This is a genomic window from Neobacillus niacini, from assembly GCF_031457145.1.
Taxonomy (GTDB): domain Bacteria; phylum Bacillota; class Bacilli; order Bacillales; family Cytobacillaceae; genus Neobacillus; species Neobacillus niacini_J.
Window position 1 is genome coordinate 171565 of the sequence record NZ_JAVDVZ010000001.1, and the last position, 23696, is coordinate 195260.

Annotated in this window: 25 protein-coding genes; 23 read left to right on the forward strand and 2 right to left on the reverse strand. The window is 38.6% G+C overall.

From position 1 onward, the window contains the following. Positions 1-85: 85 nt before the first annotated feature. The 7 genes from J2Y03_RS00905 to J2Y03_RS00935 all read left to right on the forward strand — a co-directional run bounded on the left by J2Y03_RS00905 (position 86) and on the right by J2Y03_RS00935 (position 8847). Complete coding sequence (locus J2Y03_RS00905) at positions 86-1078, forward strand: ABC transporter substrate-binding protein (protein WP_310189919.1); 993 nt, start codon at positions 86-88, stop codon at positions 1076-1078. A gap of 68 nt (positions 1079-1146) precedes the next feature. Further along, positions 1147-3306 carry a hydantoinase/oxoprolinase family protein gene (locus J2Y03_RS00910; RefSeq protein WP_310189920.1) on the forward strand — a complete coding sequence of 720 codons (2160 nt, stop codon included), beginning with the start codon at positions 1147-1149 and terminating at the stop codon, positions 3304-3306. After that, the gene (locus J2Y03_RS00915) at positions 3303-5492 is read left to right on the forward strand and encodes a hydantoinase B/oxoprolinase family protein (RefSeq protein ID WP_310189922.1); all 2190 of its coding nucleotides are present in this window, start codon (positions 3303-3305) and stop codon (positions 5490-5492) included. The genes J2Y03_RS00910 and J2Y03_RS00915 overlap by 4 nt, the downstream gene beginning before the upstream one ends. Positions 5493-5513: 21 nt before the next feature. Further along, positions 5514-6398 (forward strand): alpha/beta fold hydrolase, encoded by an 885-nt coding sequence (locus J2Y03_RS00920; RefSeq protein ID WP_310189924.1) that lies wholly within the window; start codon positions 5514-5516, stop codon positions 6396-6398. 16 nt (positions 6399-6414) lie between these two features. Beyond that, positions 6415-7239, forward strand: a complete 825-nt coding sequence (locus J2Y03_RS00925) for a DODA-type extradiol aromatic ring-opening family dioxygenase (RefSeq protein ID WP_310189925.1) — start codon at positions 6415-6417, stop codon at positions 7237-7239. After that, positions 7232-7489 (forward strand): hypothetical protein, encoded by a 258-nt coding sequence (locus tag J2Y03_RS00930; RefSeq protein ID WP_310189926.1) that lies wholly within the window; start codon positions 7232-7234, stop codon positions 7487-7489. Before J2Y03_RS00925 ends, J2Y03_RS00930 begins: the two co-directional genes overlap by 8 nt. Positions 7490-7602: 113 nt before the next feature. Next, the gene (locus J2Y03_RS00935) at positions 7603-8847 is read left to right on the forward strand and encodes an MFS transporter (protein WP_310189927.1); all 1245 of its coding nucleotides are present in this window, start codon (positions 7603-7605) and stop codon (positions 8845-8847) included. Positions 8848-8921: 74 nt separating this feature from the next. Here J2Y03_RS00935 and J2Y03_RS00940 read toward each other — a convergent pair whose 3' ends face one another. Together J2Y03_RS00940 and mciZ are read right to left on the reverse strand one after the other, a co-directional pair. Then, positions 8922-9833, reverse strand: a complete 912-nt coding sequence (locus J2Y03_RS00940) for an aldo/keto reductase (RefSeq protein ID WP_310189929.1) — start codon at positions 9831-9833, stop codon at positions 8922-8924. Between the two features lie 63 nt (positions 9834-9896). Beyond that, a complete protein-coding gene (mciZ, locus tag J2Y03_RS00945) occupies positions 9897-10028 on the reverse strand; it encodes a Z-ring formation inhibitor MciZ (protein ID WP_310189930.1) in 132 nt (43 codons plus the stop codon). Between the two features lie 73 nt (positions 10029-10101). Here mciZ and J2Y03_RS00950 point away from each other — a divergent pair, with 73 nt between their 5' ends. From J2Y03_RS00950 to J2Y03_RS01025, 16 genes are all read left to right on the forward strand, one after another. Next, the gene (locus J2Y03_RS00950; protein ID WP_310189931.1) at positions 10102-10656 is read left to right on the forward strand and encodes an NUDIX hydrolase; all 555 of its coding nucleotides are present in this window, start codon (positions 10102-10104) and stop codon (positions 10654-10656) included. Further along, positions 10653-11816: an endonuclease Q family protein gene (locus J2Y03_RS00955; RefSeq protein ID WP_310189932.1), complete on the forward strand. Its 1164-nt coding sequence runs from the start codon at positions 10653-10655 to the stop codon at positions 11814-11816. The genes J2Y03_RS00950 and J2Y03_RS00955 overlap by 4 nt, the downstream gene beginning before the upstream one ends. A 283-nt stretch (positions 11817-12099) precedes the next feature. Beyond that, a complete protein-coding gene (spoIIM, locus tag J2Y03_RS00960) occupies positions 12100-12744 on the forward strand; it encodes a stage II sporulation protein M (RefSeq protein ID WP_132089785.1) in 645 nt (214 codons plus the stop codon). Between the two features lie 110 nt (positions 12745-12854). Then, positions 12855-13319: a ferric iron uptake transcriptional regulator gene (fur, locus tag J2Y03_RS00965; RefSeq protein ID WP_132089782.1), complete on the forward strand. Its 465-nt coding sequence runs from the start codon at positions 12855-12857 to the stop codon at positions 13317-13319. A gap of 186 nt (positions 13320-13505) precedes the next feature. After that, complete coding sequence (gene tnpB / locus J2Y03_RS00970; RefSeq protein WP_310189935.1) at positions 13506-14696, forward strand: IS200/IS605 family element RNA-guided endonuclease TnpB; 1191 nt, start codon at positions 13506-13508, stop codon at positions 14694-14696. A 187-nt stretch (positions 14697-14883) separates the two neighbouring features. Further along, complete coding sequence (locus J2Y03_RS00975) at positions 14884-15111, forward strand: YqzK family protein (RefSeq protein WP_310189936.1); 228 nt, start codon at positions 14884-14886, stop codon at positions 15109-15111. A gap of 5 nt (positions 15112-15116) precedes the next feature. After that, positions 15117-16013: a site-specific tyrosine recombinase XerD gene (gene xerD / locus J2Y03_RS00980; protein ID WP_310189937.1), complete on the forward strand. Its 897-nt coding sequence runs from the start codon at positions 15117-15119 to the stop codon at positions 16011-16013. 215 nt (positions 16014-16228) lie between these two features. Further along, positions 16229-17413 carry a phosphopentomutase gene (gene deoB / locus J2Y03_RS00985; RefSeq protein ID WP_310189939.1) on the forward strand — a complete coding sequence of 395 codons (1185 nt, stop codon included), beginning with the start codon at positions 16229-16231 and terminating at the stop codon, positions 17411-17413. Positions 17414-17425: 12 nt separating this feature from the next. Then, the gene (locus J2Y03_RS00990) at positions 17426-18247 is read left to right on the forward strand and encodes a purine-nucleoside phosphorylase (RefSeq protein ID WP_310189941.1); all 822 of its coding nucleotides are present in this window, start codon (positions 17426-17428) and stop codon (positions 18245-18247) included. A 37-nt stretch (positions 18248-18284) separates the two neighbouring features. Then, entirely contained in the window at positions 18285-19589 is a 1305-nt protein-coding gene (locus J2Y03_RS00995; protein ID WP_310189943.1) for a pyrimidine-nucleoside phosphorylase, read from the forward strand. A gap of 126 nt (positions 19590-19715) precedes the next feature. After that, positions 19716-20885 (forward strand): D-alanyl-D-alanine carboxypeptidase family protein, encoded by a 1170-nt coding sequence (locus J2Y03_RS01000; RefSeq protein WP_310189945.1) that lies wholly within the window; start codon positions 19716-19718, stop codon positions 20883-20885. A 125-nt stretch (positions 20886-21010) separates the two neighbouring features. After that, positions 21011-21361 (forward strand): anti-sigma F factor antagonist, encoded by a 351-nt coding sequence (spoIIAA, locus tag J2Y03_RS01005; protein WP_132089761.1) that lies wholly within the window; start codon positions 21011-21013, stop codon positions 21359-21361. Between the two features lies 1 nt (position 21362). After that, positions 21363-21803 (forward strand): anti-sigma F factor, encoded by a 441-nt coding sequence (gene spoIIAB / locus J2Y03_RS01010; RefSeq protein WP_132089757.1) that lies wholly within the window; start codon positions 21363-21365, stop codon positions 21801-21803. A 12-nt stretch (positions 21804-21815) separates the two neighbouring features. Beyond that, positions 21816-22574, forward strand: coding sequence for an RNA polymerase sporulation sigma factor SigF (gene sigF / locus J2Y03_RS01015; RefSeq protein ID WP_132089754.1), 759 nt, complete (start codon positions 21816-21818; stop codon positions 22572-22574). A gap of 83 nt (positions 22575-22657) precedes the next feature. Continuing rightward, entirely contained in the window at positions 22658-23278 is a 621-nt protein-coding gene (locus J2Y03_RS01020) for a stage V sporulation protein AA (protein ID WP_310189948.1), read from the forward strand. After that, on the forward strand, positions 23268-23690 hold the full coding sequence (locus J2Y03_RS01025) for a stage V sporulation protein AB (protein WP_132089748.1): 423 nt from the start codon (positions 23268-23270) through the stop codon (positions 23688-23690). The genes J2Y03_RS01020 and J2Y03_RS01025 overlap by 11 nt, the downstream gene beginning before the upstream one ends. Positions 23691-23696 lie beyond the last annotated feature (6 nt).

Below are 23696 nucleotides of genomic sequence, written 5' to 3' on the forward strand. Positions count from 1 at the left end.
AACTATTAATTGTCTGAATCTTATGATAACGTTAGGTTGTAAGCGTTATAGACTAATAAATTTACATATTAAGAGGTGGAGTTTTTTGTCGAGATTATCTTTGTCATTTGGTTGTTGGGATTATGACCGAGTTAGACCAATAGTAGAGGGCTCAGTAAAACCTGAGGGGATAGAGCTAAATTGGTTAAATATGCCTGTGGAAGAAACCTTTTTTCGTATGATGCGTCATCAAGAATTTGATGTAGCTGAATTATCACTATCATCCTATTTAATAGCAAAAGATCGGGGATTTCCTAATTTTACAGCCATACCAGTTTTTATGTCACGTATGTTCAGGCATTCTGGAATTTATATAAACACAAATTCTGGAATAAAAGAACCAAAGGATTTAATCGGAAAGAGAATTGGGATTCCAGAGTATCAGTTAACAGCTTGCGTTTGGATAAGGGGAATTTTAAATAATTATTATGGTGTTAAACAGTCTGATGTCGAATGGTTCATGGGGGGAGAGGAGACTCCTGGGAGAGTTGAGAAAGTAAAGGTCGATTTACCGCCTGAAATAAAAATTTACCAAATAGGTGAGGAGGAAACATTAAACGAATTATTGGAATCAGGAAAAATTGACGCATTTATTGGACCACGTGCACCGTCAAGTTTTTTAAATGGCTCTCCTAATGTAAAGAGACTTTTTACAGACTATGCTTCAGTTGAACAAGAATATTACAGGCAAACGGGAATCTTCCCAATCATGCACGTTGTTGCAATTAAAGACGAAATCCTTGAAAAACACCCATGGGTCGCACGAAACTTATACCAAGCGTTCCTAAAAGCAAAAGAAATGATATACGATGGCTTTAATCAAACAGCTGCATTAAAAGTGACGGTACCGTGGTTAATTCCGGAACTAGAAAGAACAAAAGAAATCTTAGGTGAAGACTTCTGGCCGTACGGTTTAGAAAGTAATCGAAAAACATTAGAAGCGGTTATCCAATATTCCTATGAAGATGGATTAATCAAAAACAAATTAAATATTGAGGATTTGTTTGCTAAATCTACTTTTGAAGAGTATGTCATTTAAGGACAGATAATTATAAATTTAATTATTTGAAAAATAAAATAGTTTATGTACTTTGAGGAGGAAGAACTGTGAAGTATTTTGTCGGAACGGATACCGGGGGAACTTTTACAGACACAATAGTAATGGATGAGAACGGCCACCTAAGGATGTACAAAACGCACACAACACCACATGACCGGAGTATTGGAATAATGAAGGCTGTTTCGCTGGCAGCGAATGATCTAGGAGTGAGCGAAAATGCATTCCTTGAAAATGTTAGTTATTTCGGCCATGGCTCGACAGCTGCTACAAATGCATTTATTGAACGAAAAGGAGTTCGAACAGGCTTAATTACTACAGAAGGCTTTGGGGATACCATGTTAATCCAACGGACTATGGGACAGTGGGCAGGACTCGGGGATCAACTTACACATTACAGTATTAGGAAACTGCCTGACCCTATCATTCCTAAACATTTAATTGCGGAGGTGCCGGAAAGAATTGATTATAAGGGAGCCGTGATTGTAGCCCTGAATGAGCAGAAAGCAAGACAGGCAGTGCGAAGTTTGCTGGGGCAAGGTGTAGAAGCAATCGCAGTGAGTCTGCTCTGGTCTTTTGCAAATCCAGTTCATGAACAACTAATCAAAAGGATTGTTCAGGAAGAAGCTCCCGGCATCTTCCTCTCGATTTCTTCTGAAACCGCACCGGTATTAGGAGAATATGAACGTACAGCAACAACTGCAATTAATGCTTATTTAGGACCAAGTATTGATTCGTACGTTACGACTTTAGAAGATAAGTTAAAAGCGAAAGGTTTTAATGGTATTTTTACAATAATGAATTCAAACGGGGGTGTAATTCCCGCAGAAGAGGCACGAGAAGCGGCTGTATCCTTATTAACATCTGGTCCAGCTGGCGGAGTGTTAGCATCTGTTCATTTAGCCGGGAAGCTCGGTTACCCGAACGTGATCACATCTGATATGGGTGGAACTAGTTTTGATGTGGGCTTGATTATTGATGGAAAGCCTATAGTGAGCAATAACTCAGAGGTTGAAAGTTATCATATTGTGCAGCCAATGGTAAAAGTAACAGCCATCGGTGCTGGTGGAGGAAGTATTGCATATGTAGAAAACGGCCACTTGTTTGTAGGGCCTCAAAGTGCAGGAGCAGTTCCAGGGCCTGTTTGTTATGACCAAGGGGGAACGGAGCCAACAATTACAGATGCGGATGTCGTGTTAGGAATTATCGACCCAGATCACTTCCTAGGTGGAAAAATGAAGCTGAATAAAGCAAAGGCAGAAGATGCGATTCGCACGAAGATTGCAGAGCCATTAGGAATGACTGTTGTTGAAGCTGCAGCTGGTATTCGCACTATTTCAGACAATCGAATGGCTGATTTATTAAGACAGGCCACGATTAGTCAAGGGCACGATCCCCGAGATTTCGTACTGTTTGCATACGGTGGGGCAGGACCAGCACATAGTTACAGCTTTGGGGCTGAAAGTGGTGTTAAGGCAATCATTGTTCCTTACACAGCGACAGTTCACTCAGCTTATGGAATAGGGACATCGGATATTCATCGTTCTTATTATCTATCTAAGCGAATGCAAACACCAGCAATGTTCCAAGTGGCATCAGATCATATTTCAGCATCAGAATTTAATAAAGTGTTTGAACAGCTAGAGGAAAAGTGTGAAAAAGCATTGATAAATGACTTTGTAACAAAAGAAAATGTACGCTTTAGTCGTTTAGTGGATCTACGCTTTCGAGGCCAATTTAACCAGGTTTCAGTTGAAATTGAAGGTGGCGAGTTGACAGCACAGCACATTAACGACCTAATTGCTCGTTTTGAACAAAATTATGAAGAACGCTATGGGAATGGTACGGGTTATCGCGAGGCAGGAATTGAAATTACAGGATTCCGTGTGCATGGTAAGGCACCTGTTCCAAAAGCAACGATTGCTAAAAAATTGAGTCATTCGAATGGGAAAGCAACGCCACGTACTGAAAGAAATGTTTATTTCCATGAGGTGAATGATTTCATGACAACTTACATTTACAACGAAGAAGATTTAGAGGCAGGAATGGAAATTACAGGACCAGCTATTATTGAACATCCAGGGACTACAATCGTAATTGGTCCACAACAAAAGGCGATGATTGATGAATATTTAAACACGGTCATTTTGCCGGAAGCAATTCTTCTTAACGACAAGCAAATCCATAACGAAGGGGAAATGGTCCATTGAAACAGATTGTAGAAAAGGATGTATCAAGAGTTGCTGTTGACCCTGTGACATTTGAAGTTATTCGAAATCGCTTAATGGCGATATCAGAAGAGATGTCCATTAATTTGCAGGCTGTTTCTGGATCACCAATCGTAGTGGAAGCGGCAGATTTTAACGTTGGTATTTTTACTGCTAACGGTAATCTTGTGACGATGGGAAAAACGGTTATTGCACATACGGGATCGCTCGTTAAAATGCTGGAACATATTATTGCGGACTGCGCGGAAGACCCAGGAATAGAAGATGGAGACATGTTTGTTGTCAACAGCCCTTACAAAGGTGCCCTGCATGCTCCGGACATGGGTGTTCTTGCTCCAATTTTCTATGAAGGCGAAAGAATCGGCTGGGCTGGGGCGTGTTTGCATCAATTGGATGTAGGGGGCATGGTTTTTGGCAGTTTGGCATCTTCGGCCACTGAGGTGTATCAGGAATCCATGATTATTCCGCCAGTGAAAATTATCGAACGAGGCAAGTTGAGAAAAGATGTATGGAACATGATCTCAGGTATGTCACGTTTGCCAAAAAATTTCACTTTGGATTTTCGGGCTATGACATCCGCAAACAAAGTGGCAATTAAACAAGTATTACAACTTGTTGACCGATACAGTTTCCCCACCATTAATACGGTATTTGAAGATATTATTCAATTAACAAAAGATAAAATTGCATTCCGGTTAAGACAACTGCCGGACGGGGTGTATCGGGCACGAAACTATCTCGATCACGATGGGCAAAGTAATCGACTGTACCATATCTCACTTTCGCTAACCAAAAAAAATGATAAATTGACCTTTGATTTTAGCGAATCCTCTGAACAAACACCAGGTTTCGCAAACTGTACGGAAAGCGCATTAGTAGGAGGAATCTTTTCGGGAATGCTGCCGCTGCTTGCCTATGACATCCCTTGGAATGACGGCGTTCTTGATCCTGTTGAAATTATCGCACCAGAGGGAATTATTTGTAATGCAAAATGGCCGGCAGCTGTTGGTCATGCAACATTAAGTGTTATGTGGCTTGTTGAATCACTAGTTGTAGAAGCAATTTCAAAAATGTTGGCCAGCTCTGACGAATATTTATCAGAAGCACATTCATCGTACTTTGGTGGTGCTGATTTATTGAATGTTGCTGGCTTAAATCAATATAAAGAACCTTTCGGTAATACATTTACGGAGCAAATGGCTTCTGGTGCAGGCGCTTATCATCATCGTGATGGTATAGATGCGGGGGGCTGTCACCATATTCCTGCTCAAAAAATTCCGAATGTTGAAACGATGGAAAGTGGTACGCCGGTTCTTTACCTATACCGAAGATATATGGAAGATACAGCGGGAGCTGGCCGTAATCGTGGAGGAATGTCTTTAGGCTCGGCATTTGTCGTACATGATACACCATCATTAATGGGTATCCCTATGGCCCACGGATTAGAAGTCCCGAATGCCTTTGGATTATGGGGTGGAAAACCAGGTTCATGTATTGTTCGGTCCATGTATCGTGAAACAGATATTCAAGTCAAATTTGCCGCACAAGAATGGGTATCAGATCCGTCACAATTAAATGCTAAAAAAGAATCTTTGTCTGCCAAGCCTGGCCCAATTTTCTTCCAGCCTGGTGATGTATTTGAGTGGTCCTGGCAAGGAGGAGGAGGTTGGGGTGACTCCCTTGACCGTGAACCAGAGCGCGTGTTAAAAGATGTCAACAATGGCGTTTATCTAAAAGAAACAGCGGAAAATCTGTTCAAAGTTGTCATTGTGGATGGGAAAATTGATCAAGAAGCAACACAAAAGGCTAGAGACGATAAACGTCGTGAACGGATGAATTATAAGATGACAAAGCGGTTACCAAACTCTTTACAAAATGAAAATAGTGTAGTTATAGGACCAATAGGCGATACCCTACAACGAGTTCAAGTAGCAGATGACGTATACGTTCAGTGCGGATGTAAACAACTACTTGCTCCAGCAAACGAAAATATTAAAGAGTATCTTGGGGTGAAAGCAATAGCAGCTGAGGATATTGGAACAAGAGCAAAACTACATGAAGAATTAGAAATGCATGAATATGCATGCCCAAGCTGCGGTTTAGCCCATTTTACAGAAGTAAAACGTAAGGGAACAGCTTCATTACACGATATTAAACTAGTAGATTAATAAAAAGGAAGTGTCATCAAAATGAATACGTCTTGGATAGATTTTCTTGGTGGGCAGATTAGTTATTACGATGCAGGAGGTGTCCGAACTCGCTGCCTTGAAGCAGGTCAAGGTGAAACGGTATTTTTCCTTCATGGCATCGGAGGACATGCCGAAGCCTTTGTTAAAAATGTAACCACTTTATCGAAACATTATCGTGTCGTGGCAGTAGATTTATTAGGTCATGGCTTAACAGACAAACCAGATTGTGATTATGAGATTCCGGATTATGTTCAACATATGAAGGATTTAATGAAAGCAATGGGCGTTGAAAAGGCTCACTTTGTTGGTGAATCTCTGGGTGGCTGGGTTAGTTTTTGGTTAGCTTACAATCATCCAGAACTGGTACATTCATTCATCTCTGTAACAGGGGCTGGACTATTAGTAGACGATTTTGATGTTACGAGATCGGATGCACTAAAAAATCTGCGTAATTTAAGTAAACGGTCTTCTGCAACAGAAGTAACCCGAGATTCTGTAAGAGAACGATTAAAGTGGTTATTCTATGAACCAGAAAAATCAATCACCGAAGAACTAGTTGAAATTCGTTATCGCTTATATGCAAATCTAGATTGGCAGCGAATCCAGCCAAAAATTCAGGCCATGATGGATCCAGAACGGGCAACGAAATGGTACATCAGACCGGAACATCTTCAAGCGTTCACTGTACCAACTTATATTGTATGGACGCGCCATAACCCAAGTACGCCATGGCAGACAGGTGAACGAGCGAGTAAATTGGTGAAGGGTGCAAAATTTGACTTAATGGAAGATTGTGGACATTGGCCGCAATGGGAACAGCCTGAAGAATTTGACCAATTGATTCACCAGTATATCCTAAGTTTAAAATCTAGCGTTCTTCAATAATATAGGGGGAATATCTATGGCTAAAATTGTAGCGGCGGGGGCAGTATCACATACTGCCCTTATGGTAAGAGCGAAAGATAAAGCACCGATAGAACAAGCTCACAACGTTTTTGAGGCTTTCTCAGAATTGGGACGCCGTCTGATAGAAAAACAAGTGGATACGATAGTGGTTCTATCTGCTGATCACTTAAAAACCTTCTTTTTTGATAACATGCCATCGATTTGTATAGGCATTGGTGAAACAGGCAAAGGTTGGGGAGATGCAGGGGTTCCACAATATGATGTACCTATGGATCAACCTTTAGCGAAACACTTATTAACCTATGGCTTAGAAAATGAATTTGACCTATCTTCTTCCTATGAAATGAGATTGGATCATGGATTTATGGCACCGCTTCATTATTTAACACCACAAATGGATATTCCAATCGTACCGATCTTTATTAATGCTGCAACTCCGCCAATCTCTCCTCTTAAAAGAATGTATCGTTTTGGGGAGATGATTGCGAAAGCGATAAACGAATGGGAAGAGGATAAAAGAGTGGCCCTAATTGCTACCGGAGGGCTGTCACATTGGGTAGCTGTACCACGGATGGGGGAAATTGCAGAAGAATTTGACCATCGCATTATCAATCAATTATTACAAAATCAAAATCTAGAAATTCAACAATGGAGCAATGAAGAGATTGAAAAAGAAGCTGGAAACGGAGCCTTAGAAATTCGTTCTTGGGTTGCAGTTGCAGGTGCATGTCCAAATGAAAAACGCGAACTTCTTTGCTACGAACCAGTCACAGAATGGGCAACTGGTATCGGAATCATGGATTTTATGGGCGGTGAATGATGATATGAACGCTTATCGGATCAATAAATTTCTCTCCCAACTGTCAAAGGATGAAGAAAAGACAGCAAGATTTTTAGAAGGAGATATGTCCCTATTTGAAAACGATGGATTAACTCGAGAGGAAAGAGAAGCGGTGATTTCTTGCCAGGCTACAAAACTATATGAAGCAGGCGTTCATCCTTTAATAATGATGCATCTTTCAATTATTTTGAAAAAAGATATTAAAGAACTGTATCAAAAAGGCTTGTAGTTGGTTGAATATTAGGAAAGGCTTTCGTCAAAAGTATTGACGTTAAGCCTTTTTTAAAGAAATCAATATCCATTGGGTATAAAAATCAAATTTAAATAGGACAGGGTGATAAAATGGGAAACCGCAAATTTTGGAATTATGAAAATAAGTTAGTAGCAATTTTTTTCTTTACAATTGGATTTGTATTCTTTGATAGACTAGCTATTAATTTCCTTATTCCATATATACAGGAGGATTTTAGTTTAACAAATACCCAAATTGGATTACTAGCTTCTGCTTTAGCAATCAGCTGGGCAATCTCGAGCCCGCTTGTAAGCTATTTATCTGACAAGGTGAAAAGTAAAACTGCAGTTCTACTAATTTTTGTACTGTTATTCTCCTTACTATCGTTTGCACACGGTCTAACTGCAACATTTGGTTCCCTACTAATCCTTCGCTTACTGATGGGGTTTGCTGAAGGACCGATTATCCCTATCACTTCATCTATTTTGGCTCAAGAATCAACCAAAAAGCGCCTGGGCTTTAACTTAGGATTTACGACAGGTACTTCTTATGGTGTGTTTGGTGGTTTACTGGCACCAATTGTAATTGTAGCTTTAGCAAATGCGTTTGATTGGAAAACAGCATTTTATTTAACCATAATACCTGGACTTGTAATCACTTTCTTTATTTGGAAGACTGTAAAAAACCCTAAAAACAATCAGGAAGTATCAAATTCTCCAGCAGCTAAGGCTGAAAAGGTGAGCTTAAAAGCTATCATGAAGAAGCGAAACGTTTGGTTATGTCTTGTCATTGCTTCTAGCTTATGGGTATTCCTGTTACCTTTCTCAATCTTTACGCCTCTGTATTTAGTGAATGTAAAAGGATTGTCTGCAAGTACGATGAGTTTTGTAATGGCGGCATTTGGAGCGGGGATCGCGGTTTGGGGATTCATTGTTCCAGCCATTTCAGATCGTATTGGACGTAAACCTGCTACTTTTGGATTCATGATTTTAACTGTATTTGCACCATTCGTTATTATTTACGTTGATAATCTTGTATTAATGTGTGTATTACTATTCATCTTAGTATCAGGTATTGGTGCATTAGCAATGTTAACAACCATTATTCCATCGGAATCTGTACCGGTAAAATATGCAGCGGCTACGATGGGGTTAATCCTAGCTTCTACGGAAATTGTTGGAGGCGTATTAAGCCCATTATTTACAGGTATGGCAGCGGATGCTTGGGGACTAGCAGCGCCGCTATTGATTAGTTCTTGTGGTGCGCTTGTTGCTTGCTTGTTTGCTTTATTCCTGAAAGAAACTGCACCAGTTAAAGTTCAAGTAACTAAAAATGTAGAAAATGTTGTGTCATAATAACTGTAAAGTATTTAGGGCTGTTCGCTATGGAACAGCCCTAATATATTTTTCATAAGAAGTTTTCTACCTTTTTAACGATGTTCTTGATAGGCATTAGCTTTTGAAATTTTTTTTATTAAAGAAAGTTCTTCTTTTGTTAGTGGTTGGCTTTTAATAGCTCGGGCATTGCTTCTTACTTGCTCCGGACTGCTTGCCCCCGTAATAACCGAGGCAACAGCAGGATTGGCCAAATTATATTGAAGTGCAATTTCTGTAAAAGAGCGTTGTGCAGCCAACTTGTCCTTCAGTGCCGGTAACACTTCAAGTAGCTCTTTCTGACTATAGTCTTGATAGCCTTTTTGTGCCACCTTTTCAAGCATTTTATCACTTAATAGTCCTTTTGCGAGAGGACCGCGGGTTACTACGCTTATTCCTTGCTGATGTAGAAGCGGCAATGCTTCTTCTTCTGGGCGTCGGTCTAAAATACTATATTGCATCATACAAGAGGCAATATGAGATTTCTTTACATATTCACGTATGACATTAGGACGAATCGATGAAATTCCATAATAGCGGATATAGCCTTCAGACTTTAATTCCTCAAATGCTTCAATTGTTTCATCAATTCGATCCTCAATCGTACCGCCATGCAGCTGGTAAAGGTCAATATAATCCGTGCCCAATCGTGTCAAACTTTGTTTGACTGCTTCCTTTATGTAATGTTTGGACGGATCCCAAGACCACCCAGACTGATCAGGCTTCCAACGGTTTCCAACCTTTGTGGCAAGAATTACGTGTTCACGTACTTCCTTTAAGGCAGTGCCGACGATTTTTTCATTTTCACCAAAATCATATAAGTCTGCGGTATCAAAATAATTGATTCCCTCATCCAAAGCAGTCTCAATTATCTCCCTAGCAGCTCTCTCTTCTGTACCAATTGACATACAGCCTAAGCCTAACTCTGTTACCCATAAATCAGAGTTTCCGAGTTTTCTTTTTTTCAAATCATCACCCCGTCCTTTTCTATAATTTTAGTAAAGAACGGGGGAGACTACAAATGGAAAGGGTTATTTAGCCGCAACATTTTCTATCCATTCGGAAACAGTAGAAAATTCTTTATTATATTCTTTTATCTTTTGGATAATTTCCCATCCCTTACCTACAAGAATAATCCCTTTATCATGCACGTATACCTTCATCCATACCCCTCCAAATAATGTATGGTAAAATGTATGAGGTGCACATACCGAATTAGAACAGGAGTTGACATAGATGGGTAATCTTAATGAAAAAACGATACATAGCGAAGAAATATTTTCAGGTAAAGTGATTAGCCTTCACCTTCAGGATGTTGAACTTCCAAATGGAAGACAGTCCAAACGGGAGATTATAAAACATCCAGGTGCAGTCGCTATTTTGGCGGTTACCGATAATAATAAAATTGTGATGGTAGAGCAATTCCGCAAAGCACTGGAACGGACTATCGTTGAAATACCAGCTGGAAAGCTAGAAAAAGGCGAAGAGCCTGCACTTTGTGCGCGCAGAGAATTAGAAGAAGAGACAGGGTATGAATGTGAAAATCTGGAGCTTCTCGTCTCGTTTTACACATCTCCTGGATTTGCGGATGAAATCGTTCATCTGTTTGTTGCCAAAGGATTAACGAAGAAGGAAAATCCCGCCACGCTGGATGAAGATGAATTTGTAAACCTCGAAGAGATAACTCTTGATGAAGCGGTTCAATATATTAAGGATAAAAAAATCTTTGATGCCAAAACTGCCTATGCTGTTCAATACCTGCAACTACAAGAGGCGTTAGCGAAAAAATGAAACGATATTATGTAGATTTACATATTCATATCGGAAGAACATGGACGGGGAAGCCTGTAAAAATAACCGGTGCCAAATCATTAACGTTTACAAACATCATTGAGCATGCGCGCCATGAAAAAGGTCTGAATATGGTTGGAATTATAGATAGTCATTCACCAGAAGTTATTCTGGAAATGGAGAGCTTGGTTTCGAGTGGAGACATTGTTGAACATCCAGACGGCGGCTTGGTATTTGGTGATTTAACGGTGATTCTCGGTTCGGAGTTAGAAATCTATGATGAACAATGCAATGGACCAATCCATGTACTATGTTATTTTCCTACTATCGCCATCATGAGAGAGTTCTCTAATTGGCTATCCGCTCATCTAAAAAATGTTCAATTGAGTTCGCAGCGGATATATGCGTCAGGTCTCGAATTACAAAGTAAAGTAAAAGGAATGGGTGGATTATTTATTCCTGCCCATGTGTTTACTCCTTTTAAAAGTCTTTACGGGAAAGGTGTCAATAAATCACTAACAGAAGTTTTTGAACCCGCCCTTATAGATGGGATTGAGCTAGGGTTGAGTTCTAATACAAGAATGGCGGACCAAATAAAAGAATTACACGACTATACCTTTGTGACTAATTCTGATGCCCACTCATTAGCGAAAATTGCCCGCGAATATCAGGTTATCTCAATGAAGGAACCTTCATTTAAAGAATTAGAGAAGGCTTTGAAAAAGAAAGATGGAAGACAGATTGTAGCGAATTATGGTCTAGATCCGCTCCTTGGAAAATATCACAAAACCGTCTGTGCAGAATGTCTGCATCCAGCTGGCGAGAAAGACCAAATTTGCAGTCAGTGCGGTAATAGAAAGATCATTAAAGGTGTAGCGGACCGTATCCTTGAATTGAAGACAGCTGAACAAAGCCCGGAAGGACGTCCTCCATATGTCCATCAAGTCCCGCTCGAATTTATCCCTGGGTTAGGACCAAAATTGCTTGAAAAGCTGGTCAATCATTTTGGTTCGGAAATGGCAATTTTACACGAAGTTCCTTTTGAAGTATTGATTGAAGTAGTTCCAGCGAAAATAGCAGACCTCATCATGAAAGCCCGAGAAGGAAAAGTAAACTTAGCTGCAGGCGGCGGTGGAAAATACGGAAAAATAGCCGATTAATTTCATATCTCTATTTAAAAACCTGGCAGAGTCACTAAAATCTGCCGGGTTTTTAGTCGTAATCGACTCGAAAAACTGATATATCTGCGTTAAATGGAGTTTATCTGCGATAAACCAAATATATCTGCGTAAATGGAATTATATCTGCGATAAATCAAATATATCTGCGATGCCCCACATCTCTCTCTTTTAAAAATTTAATTCTATTAATTTATCGTCATAGAAATACTAGAACCGCATAAAATGTAATAACTTATACCGAGAAAAATAGGAGGAACCGCAGATGAAGAAACGATTGTACCCGAACGATGCCGCCAGTTATTTCCGTGAACATTCCTCAATTTTTTTATTTATTGTCATTTTATTTTTAATGGGTGTGATTTTTGGTGCTATTGTCGTCAACAGCATGAGTATCACCCAAAAAGAAGATTTATTTTATTATCTTTCACAGTTCTTTGGTCAAATTTTAAATGGAAAAGTTGCAGAAAATAATGATTTATTTGCACAAAGCTTTCTTCATAACAGCAAGTTTATTGGGCTGATTTGGATTTTGGGAATATCGATCATTGGACTGCCGGTAATCCTCATTGTCTTATTTATTAAAGGTTTGGTGGTTGGTTTTACTGTTGGTTTCCTTGTAAGTCAATTGGGGATAAAAGGATTTTTACTTGCATTTGTGTCCATTTTGCCACAAAATCTGATTATCATTCCCGTTTTCATTATGATGGCTGCATTATCTGTTATATTCTCATTGAGAATGATTAAAAAACAATTCTTTAAGAAATCTGGACAGCCTATCCTGCCATTTTTTAAGAACTATATATTAACCTTCGTTGTAGCTGTTGTTCTTATTTCTGCGGCTTCTGGAGTTGAGGCATATGTATCACCTTGGCTGATGAAAACCATGATGGGATCACTTAATTTATAATAATAATTAAATAATAATTAATATAACCACTTGTTTATAATAATTTTATTTTGACACCTCTTTCTCATCTGTTATAATGAGAATAGCAGCGGCGAGGGAGGGACTTCGGGATGGAAACTAGAATTGAGAGAATTAAAAAGCAGTTGCATTCATCAAGCTATAAGCTAACACCTCAACGTGAAGCAACCGTACGGGTATTGTTAGAGCATGAAGAGGATCATTTAAGTGCAGAAGATGTATACCTCCTCGTTAAGGAAAAATCCCCTGAAATCGGATTAGCAACTGTATATCGTACACTTGAATTACTAACTGAATTAAAAATTGTAGATAAAATTAATTTTGGTGATGGAGTTTCACGTTATGACCTTCGCCAAGAAGGGGCAGCTCATTTTCATCATCATCTCGTTTGCATTGAATGCGGTGCAGTTGATGAAATTCAAGAAGACCTTCTTGAAGATGTGGAGGCTACAGTCGAACGCAGGTGGAATTTCATAATAAAAGATCACCGCCTCACATTTCATGGCATCTGTTATCGTTGCAAAGATAAGGGAAATGCAGAGGAAAATAACATATAATACACGAAGTCCTTTTTGAGTAAAGGGCTTTTTTTATCGTTCTCCGACAGAAGACTCCTACCTCAAGGAATGTGAAGGGCGAAGCCCAATGAGTAGGTCGGATATGAATGTCGGTTGGCGTTAGCCAAAAAGGACCTCACCATGGTATAATAAGAACAAATGTTTCTATTTGGTGAGGTGAGATTCATGCTGATCAACAAAGCCTATAAATTTCGTATTTATCCAAAAAAAAAACAGATCGAATTAATTAATAAAACCATCGGTTGTTCAAGATTTGTATTCAATTTTTTTCTAGGCAAACAACAAGAAAAAGATGCCTATTGGTGTATAGTCGAAGAAATGGTTCAAAAAGGTCAACTTCCGATAAATAACTGGAGGGGCCAATTCCTTAACAAATACGAAACAGTAAAATCACTGCCTGAACTTAAGAAACATTATTCTTTTTTAAAAGAAGTCGACAGTATCGCTTTGCAAAAATCAGTTGAGAACTTAGCGGATTCCTATAATCGCTTTTACAAAAAGCAGAATAAAAAACCACGTTTTAAATCAAAAAAGAATCGAGTACAATCTTATACCACTAAACAGACGAATGGGAATATAACGGTCATGAACAACTATGTAAAATTACCAAAGCTAGGACTTGTCCGTTTTGCGAAAAGTCGTGAAGTAGAAGGAAGAATTTTGAATGCAACCATTAGACGCAATCCTTCTGGTAAATATTTTGTTTCTCTAGGAACAGAAATAGAAGTAGCAGAATTACCTAAAATAAACGCTGTCGTTGGAATAGATGTCGGCATTAAAGACCTTGCCATTCTTTCAGATGGAACGATCTATTCCAATCCAAAGTTTTTCAGTAAATTAGAAGAAAAGTTAGCCAAAGCACAACAAGTGATGAGCAGACGAACAATAGGCGGTGCAAACTGGTACAAAGCTAAAAGAAAAGTCGCTTGTATCCATGAAAGAATAACGAACGCAAGAAAAGACTATTTAGACAAAATCTCCACTCAAATTGTCAAAAACCACGACATTATTGGGATGGAAGATTTGTCAGTATCAAACATGCTGAAGAATCATCATCTTGCCAAAGCGATTAGTGATGTATCTTGGTCACAATTCAAAAGTATGATTGAATACAAGGCGAGATGGTACGGTAGACAAGTCATAACCGTAGCAAAGAACTTCGCCAGCAGTCAGCTTTGTTCTTGTTGTGGCTATCAAAACAAAGACGTTAAAAATCTTGGATTACGTGAATGGGAATGTCCCAAATGCCATACCTATCATGAGAACAGAGATATTAACGCAAGTATCAATCTTAAAAATGAAGCTATAAGACTTCTAACCGCAGGGACTGCGGAGCTAGCCTATCAAGAAAACTGAAGGATACTTTGGTGTTTATAGGAAACCCCTTCTTCAATCAGAGCGTAAGATTTGATAAGGAGGGGTAGTTCAAGTCTATCATTTTTCTTACAATTCTAAATTTATTCCCCGAAAATAGTTATTATAGGTATAAAAGTTGGACAAATTGGCATATCTTTTACTAGGCTAACTGTTTGGGGGAAGATAAATGTTCTCTTTTATTAAAGTAATATTACAAACCTTAAAGGTTTTTATTATATTCACTGGGTGCACTGTACTCTTTTATTATGGTATTATGTGGGTAAATGAGGAGTATCAAAATTATCATCGCTATGAGTCACCGGAAGGTTCTGCTTTAAAGGTTTCCACACTAAATACTGAGCAAAACCCTTCTTGGCTGGATCGGCTGATTTTGTTTTACTTAAATGGGGAGTAATCGTAATGGATGATTATTTAAAAAAGTTTATACAGTTTTCGCAAGTAGAAAAAAGGATGGCGAAGAATACGTTGCTCTCATATGAACGAGATTTGAAAAGCTATCTTCAATATATAAAACATGTGGAAGCAGTCGAAACATTGAATTATGTTCAGCGGGTTCATATTGTCCAGTTCTTGTCCTTTTTAAAAGAGCAAGGGAAATCTGCAAAAACTTTGGCAAGACATGTTGCATCTATTCGTGCTTTTCATCAATTTTTATTACGTGAGCAGGTAACAAACCAGGATCCATCTGTCCTTATCGAAACTCCTAAGTCAGAGAGATCAATGCCAAAGGTATTAAGTTTAGAGGAAGTAGAAAAACTTTTAGACTTATCTAATGGACAAGGGCATTTTGGTTTACGGGACAAGGCGATGCTAGAGTTACTTTATGCAACGGGTATTCGTGTCAGTGAACTTATTCAAATTGATTTAGAGCATGTGAATGTAACAATGGGGTTTATCCATGTTACCGGTAAAAGTAATAAAGAGCGAGTTATTCCAATTGGTAAAACAGCGGCTGAGGCACTAAAACGTTACATTGAACATGGGAGAGCAAATTTCACTGCAAAAAATGAAATTCTTGAGAGTGCTTTATTCTTAAACCACCATGGAAAACGATTAACACGTCAAGGGTTTTGGAAAATCTTAAAAAAGCTGGCTAAAGAAGCGGGAATCCAGAATGAACTGACTCCACACACACTACGTCATTCATTTGCGACACATCTTTTGGAAAATGGAGCTGACTTAAAGGCTGTTCAAGAAATGCTGGGGCACGCGGATATCTCTACAACACAAATATATACTCATGTATCGAAATCAAGGTTGAAGGATGTCTATAGCAAATTCCATCCAAGAGCTTGATAGAATCATAGTTTCAATAAAAAGTTCAAAACTGTTGAAAAGCTGCCGAAATTAGTGGCAGCTTTTTCTTGTAATTTTACAAGATTTTAGTAAACTATAGAGGTCAGACTTCTGACATTAGATGTATTAAAGTAATCATAATCCTATTTTAATAAGGGTAATCTATTCTTAATAATTAGCAAAAGATTCAATACAGAAAAAGGAGGAAGACTAGCATGTCTTTTTATACATATAAACGTCTTTTTGTAATTGTCATGGATTCTGTAGGTATTGGGGAATCACCGGATGCAGATAAATTTGGTGACAAAGGTGCGGATACACTTGGTCATATTGCAGAAAGTATGAACGGCCTAAACATGCCAAATATGGGGAAATTAGGTTTGAGCAATATCCGTGAAATTAAGGGAATCGAAAAGGCAGAAAAACCATTGGCATACTTTACAAAAATGATGGAAGCGTCGAATGGCAAGGACACCATGACTGGTCACTGGGAAATTATGGGGTTGAATATCCAAACCCCTTTTCGTGTATTTCCTGATGGTTTCCCGGATGAGCTACTTTCTGAAATAGAAGAACGCACGGGAAGAAAGATTATTGGAAATAAACCAGCTAGTGGAACAGAAATCCTCGTTGAACTAGGGGAAGAGCATATGAAAACCGGAGCATTGATTGTCTATACCTCGGCAGATTCAGTGCTTCAAATAGCAGCACATGAAGATATAATTCCAATTGATGAACAATATAAAATTTGTAAAATTGCTCGCGAATTAACTCTTGATGAAAAATACATGGTCGGACGTGTTATTGCTCGGCCATTCTTAGGTGAACCAGGTAATTTTAAAAGAACAGCTAATCGTCACGACTATGCATTAAAACCCTTTGATAGAACGGTTATGAGTGAGATGAAGGACACTGGTTTAGATGTAATTGCGATTGGGAAAATTTCAGATATTTTTGATGGTGAAGGAGTAACACAGTCTCTAAGAACAATTTCTAATATGGATGGTATGGATAAACTAGTCCAAACACTTGATATGGATTTTACTGGAATGAGCTTCTTAAATTTGGTTGATTTTGATGCATTATACGGACACCGCCGCGACCCCGAAGGCTATGGGAAAGCACTTGAAGAATATGATGCACGCCTGCCAGAAGTTTTTGCAAAGATGAAAGAAGATGATTTATTAATCATTACGGCTGATCATGGTAATGATCCAGTTGCGCCTGGAACAGACCATACACGTGAGTATGTACCTTTACTTATTTACTCTAAAAACATGTCAACTGGAAAAGAATTGCCGATTAGAGAGACATTTGCTGACATTGGTGCAACGGTTGCAGACAACTTTAATGTGAAAATGCCTAACTTCGGAAAAAGCTTTTTAAATGAACTAACTTAAAGGAGAATGAAAATGGGAATTAAAAAAATTCAAAAAGCATCAAGCTTCTTAAAACAGAAATATGCTAACACACCAAAGATTGGACTTATTCTAGGCTCAGGTCTTGGTGTTCTAGCGGATGAAATTGAAAACCCTGTTAAAATTCCTTATAACGAGATACCTAAATTTCCAATTTCAACGGTTGAGGGACATGCTGGTCAACTTGTATTTGGGATAATTGAAGGAGTTGAAGTGGTAGCGATGCAAGGTCGTTTCCATTTTTATGAAGGGTATGGAATGGACAAGGTGACCTTCCCTGTTCGAGTTATGAAAGAATTAGGTGTCGACATGTTAATCGTAACGAATGCTGCAGGCGGAGTGAATGAAAGTTTCGAAGCAGGAGACCTGATGATTATTAGTGATCATATTAATTTTACAGGGACGAATCCATTGATTGGTCCGAATGATTCAAAAATTGGTCCGCGCTTCCCAGATATGTCAGAAGCTTATACCAAAGATTTAAGGAATGCAGCAAAAGAAATTGCTGCCCGCTTAAATATTGATGTAAAAGAAGGCGTCTATTTTGGATTTTCGGGACCAGTTTATGAAACGCCTGCTGAAATTAGAATGGTCAGAACACTTGGCGGGGATGCTGTGGGGATGTCAACAGTACCAGAAGTAATTGTTGCTCGGCATAGTGGTTTGAAGGTTCTCGGAATTTCTTGTATTACAAATATGGCTGCAGGGATTCTTGACCAGCCTTTATCACATGAAGAAGTAATCGAAACAACAGAAAGAGTAAAAGAGAACTTCCTTTCCTATATAAAAGAAATCGTTAAAACAATTGGGAAATAATCCTGTAATGTGATTCTAAATAAAGTGGTGAATATAGATGAGAATGGTTGACTTAATTGAAAAAAAGCGTGATGGGTATGAACTAACAACAGAAGAAATTAAATTTATTATTAATGGATATACAAATGAATCAATTCCCGATTATCAAGTTAGTGCCCTGATGATGGCTATCTTTTTTAAAGGAATGACTGAAAAAGAAAGAGCTGATTTAACCATGGCAATGGTCGAATCAGGCGATCAAATTGATTTATCACAAATAACAGGTATTAAAGTAGATAAGCATTCTACTGGCGGGGTCGGCGATACAACAACACTTGTTCTCGGACCGCTTGTTGCAGCATTGGATGTTCCTGTTGCAAAGATGTCAGGACGCGGTTTAGGTCATACTGGGGGAACGATTGACAAATTAGAAGCAGTAAAAGGGTTCCATGTTGAAATTGAGAACGAGGAATTTATTGAATTGGTAAACAAAAACAAGATTGCGGTAATTGGTCAAAGTGGTAACTTAACCCCCGCTGATAAAAAGTTATATGCGTTAAGAGATGTAACAGCAACAGTAAATAGTATTCCGTTAATTGCCAGCTCGATTATGAGCAAAAAACTTGCTGCTGGTGCTGACGCAATTGTTTTAGATGTAAAGACTGGTGCTGGTGCCTTTATGAAGACACTTGATGACTCACGAGAATTAGCTAAAGCGATGGTAGGTATTGGAAACAATGTTGGCAGAAGGACGATGGCGGTCATTTCTGATATGAGTCAGCCACTTGGTTATGCTATCGGGAATGCTCTTGAAGTGAAGGAAGCGATTGATACTTTAAAGGGGGAAGGTCCTGAGGACTTAACAGAGCTTTGTTTGACGCTTGGTAGTCATATGGTTTACATAGCTGAAAAAGCGAGTTCATTAGACGAAGCACGCACAATGCTTGAAAATGTCATTAAAGACGGATCTGCACTTGAAAAATTAAAGGTATTCTTAAGCTCACAAGGAGGAGACGCCTCAATTGTCGATGATCCTTCCAAAATGCCGCAGGCTCAATTCACGTTTGAATTAGAAGCGAAGGAAGATGGTTATGTTTCTGAAATCGTTGCAGATGAAGTAGGTACGGCTGCAATGATATTAGGAGCAGGAAGAGCGACAAAAGAGTCCGTAATTGATTTAGCTGTAGGGCTTGTCCTTAGAAAGAAAATCGGCGATCAGGTAAAAAAAGGCGAATCATTAGTCACGATATACAGTAATTTTGAAGATGTAAATGAGGTTAAGCAAAAGCTGTATGAAAACATCATTGTTTCTCCCGAAAAAGTAGACGCACCAATCCTCATTCATGGCGAAATAACAGAATAGTTTTTAGTAGGCAGAAGCCCAGGTATATACTTGGGCTTTTTTTATTTTTATTAATAGGAAAATACTGTATAAAGTTGTTGAATTTGGAAAAAATGGAATCTATATAAAGAATGGAGGGTTATGCGAATGAAACGATATTTCTCTTTACTAGTAATAGCCTTGTTTTTGACAAGTTTATGGATACCATCCGTAACTGCAGAAGAAAAACCAAGCACCGATATCACTAATAACGTAAGATCAGCGATATTAATTGAGCGTGATACAGGTCAAATTCTTTATGAAAAAAATAGTAATGAGGAGCTGCCACCAGCGAGCATGACAAAAATCATGACCATGCTGCTTATTATGGAAGCAATTGACCAAGGAAAACTTAAATGGGATGAAAGTGTTCGAACAAGTGAGTATGCTGCGTCAATGGGAGGCTCGCAAATTTTCCTTGAAGCTGGAGAAGAAATGACCGTAAAGCAAATGCTCCAAGGCATTGCGATTGGTTCAGGAAATGATGCTTCTGTTGCTATGGCAGAAAAAATAGCAGGGTCTGAAGAAGCCTTTGTGGATATGATGAATAACAAAGTGAAAGAACTTGGTTTAAAGAATACTATTTTTAAAAATACAACCGGCCTTCCGGGAAGCGGTCACTTTAGTTCAGCGCATGATATGGCGATTATGTCCAAGGAACTACTAAAATATGAAGACATTACAAAGTTTACTGGTATGTATGAAGCGTATCTTCGTGAAAATACCGACAAAAAATTCTGGCTGGTTAATACCAATAAATTAGTACGCTTTTATCCAGGGGTAGATGGTCTGAAAACAGGCTACACAGCTGAGGCAAAATATTGTTTGACAGCAACTGCTCAAAAGGATGGTATGCGTGTCATTGCAGTCGTTTTTGGAGCACCAACCTCCAAAGAAAGAAATGCCCAAGTGACAAAGATGCTTAACCACGCGTTTGCCCAATATCAAACACACCCAATGTTCAAACGAAACCAAGTGATTGGCAATGCCCATGTAAATAAGGGGAAGGACAAGAAAGTTGAGGCCATAACGAGTGAACCTCTATCCTTACTCACTAAAAAAGGCGAAAAAACGGAGGATGTAACACGGAAAGTCACTCTTGATAAAAACCTTGATGCCCCCATTGAAAAAGGAGATAAGGTTGGGACCATCCAACTCCTGAAAGATGGAAAGGTTGTCCTTGAAAGTGAGTTAGTTGCGAGAAATGCCGTAAAAGAAGCAAGCTGGTGGACACTTTATAAACGCTCATTTGGAATGTTTACAAAGGCTGGAAAATAATATTTCTTTAATTGTCGAAAACTAACTTTTTTTAGCAAAAATCAACTAGTTTTGTCTTGATAGAAGGAGATTGCTCTAACGGTAACGAATTGACTCACTATACCAGATGAAGGAGGCTAGGGATAGTGAGTCTTAACATTGAAATGGAAATAAAACATGATGTTTTATGCTTGCGTTTAAGTGGTGAACTAGATCATCATACAGCGGACGAATTGCGTGAACAAGCTGCTAATGCAATTGAAAAAAATGATATTCGTCATATAGTTTTAAATCTAGAGCAGCTTTCTTTTATGGATAGCTCTGGATTAGGTGTCATTTTAGGGCGGTACAAGCAAATAAAGCAGGTGCATGGTGAGATGGTGGTTTGTGCGATTTCCCCTGCAATACAACGTTTATTCGATATGTCGGGGATGTTTAAGATTATTAAGCTAGAACCGTCAGAAGAGTTTGCATTGCAAAGATTGGGGGTGGCATGAGATGAAGAATCAGATGAATCTTCAATTTAGTGCCTTAAGTCAAAATGAATCATTTGCGCGTGTCACTGTTGCAGCCTTTATTGCGCAGCTTGACCCTACAATGGACGAACTGACTGAAATCAAAACAGTTGTTTCTGAAGCAGTAACCAACTCTATCATTCATGGTTATGAAAATGACCCAGATGGAATTGTTTATATCCAGGTTTCGATTGAAGAGAATCTAGTGGATATTTCGATTAAAGATGTTGGATTAGGAATTGTAGATGTGGAAGAAGCTCGACAGCCATTATTTACAACGAAGCCAGATTTAGAAAGATCTGGCATGGGATTCACTATCATGGAAAATTTCATGGATGAGGTTGAGGTTCTCACACAACCAGGTAAAGGAACCGAAGTAAGACTAAAAAAGCATTTACACACAAGCAAAATGCTATGCAATTAAGGAGACTTGCCAATGGATGTGGAGGTCAAAAAAGATAAAGCGCAAACGTATTTAAAGGACAATGAAGTTAAAGAACTTATTAAAAAAAGCCAAGACGGAGACCAAGCAGCTAGAGATTTAATTGCTGAAAAAAATATGCGTCTTGTATGGTCCGTTGTCCAGCGATTTTTAAATAGGGGATATGATCCAGATGATCTTTTCCAAATTGGATGTATCGGATTGCTGAAATCAGTAGATAAGTTTGATCTTTCCTATGATGTGAAATTTTCTACCTATGCGGTTCCAATGATTATTGGTGAAATCCAAAGGTTTATTCGTGATGATGGAACGGTAAAGGTTAGCCGTTCATTAAAGGAAATGGGAAACAAGATAAGAAAGGCGAAGGATGAATTATCGAAAACATTTGGAAGAATTCCAACTGTTAATGAAATTTCAGAGCACCTTCAGCTATCGCCAGAGGATGTCATTCTCGCTCAGGAAGCAAGCAGGACACCGTCTTCCATTCATGAAACTGTTTATGAGAATGATGGGGACCCTATAACGTTATTAGATCAAATAGACGACGGAAATGAAGGCAAATGGTTCGATAAAATAGCTTTGAAAGAAGCAATTCGAGAATTGGATGAACGTGAGCGTCTTATTGTATATTTGCGATATTATAAAGACCAAACGCAATCGGAAGTAGCAGTGAGGCTTGGTATTTCTCAGGTTCAAGTTTCAAGACTCGAAAAAAAGATACTGCAGCAAATGAAAGACCGTATGGATCTCTAATCCATTCGGTTTTTTTTTAGTAAAGATTGAAATTTTGCTCATACTAGTTATACAAGGAAATCAATGTATGGGGAGTGAATGTTTTGGAAAAAACAGTCTACATCCGCATGCGGAATCGTGTTTTGGCGAAACCGGAAGAATGTATCTATTTAACGGACATTGCTCAGATAATTGCTCCTGAAACCATCATACCTCAATTAAAAAAACTGAAAGTTTACCAAATATCAGAAAGTGATAAAAATATTATCATCATTGATGTTATGAAAATAATCAGATTGATTTCCAGTTTAATCGAGGATGTAGAAGTTCAAACCATTGGACCAGCGCAAACCATTGTAGAAGTTATACTAAAGAAAAAACAAATGTCGTTTCCATATTTTATCTTAATATGGTTTTTATTATTTTTTGGTTCAGCTATGGCCATCATGAACTTTCATGACGATGTAAGCATGCGGAGTGTTCAGGAAAAATTGTACAGAATTATTACAGGTGTCGAAGATTCAAAGCCATGGATTTTTCAAATTCCCTATTCGATTGGATTAGGTTTAGGGATGATCTTATTCTTTAATCATGTATTTCAAAAAAGGATCAATGAAGAACCGAGTCCCTTGGAAGTTGAGATGTTTAACTATCAAATGGATTTAGATAACTATGTCATTATTCATGAAAATAAGGAAAGTATGAAACATACCAATGACGATTAAAGTAATTGCCGTAATGTTTATTGGTCTTGCAGGGGGATTAGCCGTTGGTTCAGGTTTTGTAGCGTTTCTAACAGTACTAGGTATCATCCCTAGACTTACGCAGCTGACAAAAACAATGAAAATGATCAGGCACTACGAATGGTCTGTGGTTTTGGGGGCGTTAACTGGTGTGGCGGGGAGTTTAAGGGATCCGATTTTAGGGATATCTCCATATTTTATGCTGCCTCTTGGATTAGCCGGCGGTGTCTTTGTTGGAATGTTAGCCGCAGGGCTAACAGAGGCATTGAACGTTTTTCCTGTCCTCGCGAAGAGGCTAGGGATTGATGGGAAGATTATCATCTTAATTATGGCAATTGTTTTAGGTAAAATTGTTGGATCAATTTTTCAATGGGTTTATTTTGTTCATCAATAAAGTCAG